Below are 4,475 nucleotides of genomic sequence, written 5' to 3'. Positions count from 1 at the left end.
CCCCATTCCCAATTCCCAATTCCCAATTCCCAATTCCCAATTCCCCATTCCCAATTCCCAATTCCCAATTCCCCATTCCCAATTCCCAATTCCCCATTTTCAACGGATAGTTAGATTGTAACGACCCCGACCGGAAGCATCATAAGCATTGACAACTACGCGGTAGCGACCCGTAGCGGGCAAAGTAACGCTCAGAAACGCATTTTTAGTCGAATCGCTCGCATCGTCGTTTTCTCCCAGTAATCGACCGTTAGGGCCAAAGATAGCCACATAGGCATCGAAATCTGTACTTTCGAGGGAAATGGCTACAGACTGACCCGATCGACCTTCAAAAGTATACTCGCGATACAGACTCTTGTCAGATGCCAATACCGGGCCGCCTGCGACTAAAGCGCCTTCTGCTTGCAAAATCGCCCGAGAAGGTGCCCCAGAAGCGCTCGCTTTCAGTTCTAACGTATAAGCCCCCAACTGCCTAGCTTGGTAGGAATTTGCCAGCAGCGTGTAAGTGCCGTCTGCTGGTAGCCTGACTGTTATTCTGGCGTTTTTACTACCTGCACCGTCATCGTCTTGGGCGATTTCGCGCTGGTTGGGCCCGAGCAAAATTAAATAAGGGTCAATTTCTTGACTTTTCATTTCAATTGTGATTTGCTGGCCCGCTTTTCCTTCAAAAGAGTAGAGGTCAAAAAAGCTGTTGTCTGCGGGCAGAACGCTAGATTTGTCGGTGAGGAGGCCGCTGACGGCGGGCCCGTTTAACGCAACTTTTTGAGGTGATTTGTTCCCAAAGGGCGATCGCCTCTGAGCAATGCGGGGAGCTCGCCCTTCTCGCACGGATGTCAGGAAAGCGGGCACTTTGTCTGCGGAAATTGCAAAACCGATACCGATATTGCCTCCACCCTGACCGCGAGTAAAAATAGAAGTATTGACACCGATTAATTCTCCTGAACTGTTGAGCAGCGGGCCTCCTGAATTGCCGGGATTGATCGCCGCGTCGGTTTGAATTAAGCCCCGAGAAAGGTCGATGCGGCTGACGATTCCGACTGTCAAAGTACCTTGAAATTGACCGAATGGATTGCCGATCGCAAATGCTTGTTGTCCGACTTTCACCGAACCGGGACGGGCGATCGGAATGGTGGGCAAATTGTTTTGACCGCGAATCTTTACCACGGCTAAGTCTAGACCATCTTCGCCAAATCCGACGACATCGGCGACAACTTTTTTGCCGTCTGACAGAATTATATTCACCGTACCGCCTGCGGAAACAACGTGGGCGTTGGTTAACACCATGCCATCGGGGCTGATAATTGTGCCGCTACCGTTCGATTTTTCTGTATCGACGGTAACAACCGCCGGACTGGCTTGTTCGTAGACTCGAATGTTGGTTTGTTCTTCGGTATTTTGGGCGATCGCACCTGGAGAATGCAGCGAGTTAAATTGCGTTAAATCTGCCTCCGGCCGCCCGGAGAGCGCGGTAACAACCGCAGCAGGGCTGGCTGCAACCCCAATTGTTAAAATTCCCGATACTGCTAAACTTAGAAGTTTGAGATTCATGGCGATCGATTAGTATTTAGCCCTCGGTAGCTAGGCATTAGGTTTTGTGGCTAACTCCTAACTACTGTCTGTAATTATTTTAGAACTTGTACAGCGGGAGTGAAAAATCAAGGCTCAAAAGAGCGATCGGTTTTGACGGAATTGGGCGATCGACTATCTCTGCTATACAAATACTAGACAAGTCTAGACATTTGCTTCTTGCTTCATCGGGAGCATGGGAGCGGCTATCCCTCAGCAAGCTTTCACGGTTTAGCCAAACGTGATAAATTAATCGCTGCGTTCAAATCCCTGTCCATCGAATGACCGCAACTTCCACAGTTGTAAGTCCTTTCTTTTAGTGGCATATCTTGGATATGTCCGCAATTTGAACAGGTTTTGCTTGACGGAAACCAACGGTCGGCAATGACTATTTCACAGCCAAATTTTTGAGCCTTGTATTTTAGCTGACGTTTGAATTCATGGAAGCCACAGTCAGCTATTACCTGCGCTAGCTTGTGATTCTTTAGCATCCCACTGACATTCAAATCTTCTACTACTACCCTGGCGTGGTTTTTGCATAAGTAAGTAGTGATTTGATGCATAGTATTTTTTCTGAGGTTGGCTATTTTTGCATGATGTTTCCCTAGCTGGACTTTAGCTTTATGTCTATTTCCAGAACCTTTTACCTTTCTCGCCAGAACTCTTGATAATCTCTTGAGTTTTGCCTGATGCGATTTGTAGTGTTTTGGGTTGGGAAATACTACACCCGTTGAAAGCGTAGCCAACTCTTTTACTCCCAAATCAACTCCTACAACCTCATAACTTTTGATTGTCGGTTCATGATTTTGTTCATAAGCAAAAGCGATAAACCAACTATCGGCAGTACGTGAAATGGTGATTGACTTGCAGGTAGTATGAGGCAATCCTTCATGAGTTTTCACCCAGCCGATTGTCGGTAACTTTATAGACGTACCGCCCACAGGAATAGGCTTGCCACCTGCGTCAATCGTGAAAGAGTCGTGATGTCCTTTTTTCTTGAACTTAAAATATCCACCTTTTTTTGAGAAAAATAAGGAGAAATAGTCTCCAAGATTGTCAAAAGCGTATTGAGTTATCTTCTGGCAGATCCCTTTCTCTTTAATCCATGTAAACTCAGGTTTCACATGATTGTTGAAGAATTTCTTAAGTAGGTATTTGTTGGGATTTAATCCATCTTTGTAAAGGTTGCTCCAAGTAGCCAATCCCCAGTTATAAGTAAACCTAGCTATTCCTGCGTGTTTGCTCATGACCGTTGCCTGACTCTTGTTTAGCTTTAACTTTGTTTTGATGGATAAAAGCATTGCTCGACCTCAACACTGGATTTCACCGATGACGCGACAGGGTGGGTTTGGCTGGTAACTTCCCCGAAACATCCCAGCCAAGCGATCGTCTTTACTGATAATCCAAGCTTTTTTGGGAATCGCGCAGGGTTTGAACAAAATGGTACATCGTCGATTTGTCTACAAGTGTACCACCTTGTCTATTTAATAGCTAGCTAGGTACTATCTCTCAGTAGTTTCGGCAATTCTAGAATCCGGCGCGTCAGCCAAATACTTAAAATTAGCTTGTCGCACCTGAGCATCCTCATTACCGTAGAAAAAAGACAGCAAAGCAAAACGCTGGCCGCTAATCACCGGTGTTGCTTCGTGCAGCACAGAACACGAAAAAATAATCGCCGTGCCCGAATCCCCTTTATAACCGTGCGGCGCGTACTCCGGAAACCGCAAAAATCCCCCCGTATACTCCCCCACATTCAAGTTGAGAGTCATCGCAAATCGGCGGTGCAAAGTACCTTTGCTCGTATTGTCGCGGTGCGCCTGAAAATAACCGCCGCTTTGGGCATCGTAACAGCCCACTAAATACCGTTCAAACCTGGTAATTGTAAACTGGAAAGCTTTTTCTAGTTCCGGCCGCACCCGCCGCAAAATAATCGCACTCAATCGCTGCTGCAACTTGGGATCTTCAATAAAAAAATCCCGGCGTTTTTTGAAATTATCGTCGTGAATGCCCACAGTTTTCCCGTCAATTTGCCTCATAAAACCCGAAGGACTGCCGCCGTGATTTTTGTACAAATCGATCAAAGCGTCACAAGAATCTTTGTCCAAAACGTTAGGAATTACCAGCACCGGAGCGTGTCTCGCGGCCGCTCTGGCTTCCTCGAATGGAGGCAAAGTTTTGAGAGAATCTAATACTTCCTGGGCGTGGTGGTGGGGGTCGCCCATCGGCAAAATGTTAATTACCTGAAGGTTTTCGTTGAGAACAAAAGTTTGGGGTGCATAGTGAACTCCGACAACTCCATTTTGTTCGACATCTCGGCAAACACCGTACTGTTGGCTGAGTTTTTTGTCGAAGTCCCAGAAAAAGATGAATGACGGAGCAATTGTTGTCCCTCTGTTTTGTTCTTTGTCTGCTGCATCGACGCTAACTCCAAACAGCGGTACTTGCAAGCTTTGGAATTCTCCTGAAAGCTTTTCAAAGCTTTTGAGGATAACTTGGATTTGTTCAAAAGCTGCGCTAGCAAAGAAAAACAGCACGACTCGCCGACCGCCAACTGTCGAGAAATGAAATAAGGGGTTATTGGAGGCAGGAATGGAAAACCAAGGCGCGGGATCTCCTATTTCTAGTAGTGGCATAATGCTAATCTGAGATTTGAGGTTTGATATTTGAGACCATTGTAGTGTTGCTTAGTTCCGCAGGTTGTATTTTGTGCGATCGCACAGGTTTGTAGTGAGGACTTTGGTTTTTTTCCAATGCGGACTAAAGTCCTCAGTACAAACCTGGAAAAAACATTTACTGAAAATATTATTAAATATTTTAAATATTGTTATTTGTATTAGTTTTGATTTTTATTTTAGTTGATTTAGCTAAGTTGACAGTCATATTTTGTTTTAATTTGAATATTATTATAA

At 45.5% G+C, this 4,475-nt stretch carries 3 protein-coding genes; all 3 read right to left on the bottom strand.

Annotated features, from left to right (window positions below; genetic code table 11):
- Positions 1-99 precede the first annotated feature (99 nt).
- Positions 100-1,548, bottom strand: coding sequence for a trypsin-like peptidase domain-containing protein (locus IQ270_RS28475; RefSeq protein ID WP_193976483.1), 1,449 nt, complete (start codon positions 1,546-1,548; stop codon positions 100-102).
- A gap of 242 nt (positions 1,549-1,790) precedes the next feature.
- Entirely contained in the window at positions 1,791-2,867 is a 1,077-nt protein-coding gene (locus IQ270_RS28470; RefSeq protein ID WP_193976482.1) for an RNA-guided endonuclease TnpB family protein, read from the bottom strand.
- Between the two features lie 201 nt (positions 2,868-3,068).
- Positions 3,069-4,199: a redoxin domain-containing protein gene (locus IQ270_RS28465; protein WP_193976481.1), complete on the bottom strand. Its 1,131-nt coding sequence runs from the start codon at positions 4,197-4,199 to the stop codon at positions 3,069-3,071.
- Positions 4,200-4,475 lie beyond the last annotated feature (276 nt).

It is taken from the genome of Microcoleus sp. LEGE 07076 (assembly GCF_015207455.1).
Classification (GTDB): Bacteria; Cyanobacteriota; Cyanobacteriia; order Cyanobacteriales; family Microcoleaceae; genus Microcoleus.
The sequence above is the reverse complement of the archived record's forward strand: the minus strand, read 5'-3'. Positions and strand labels throughout refer to the sequence as shown.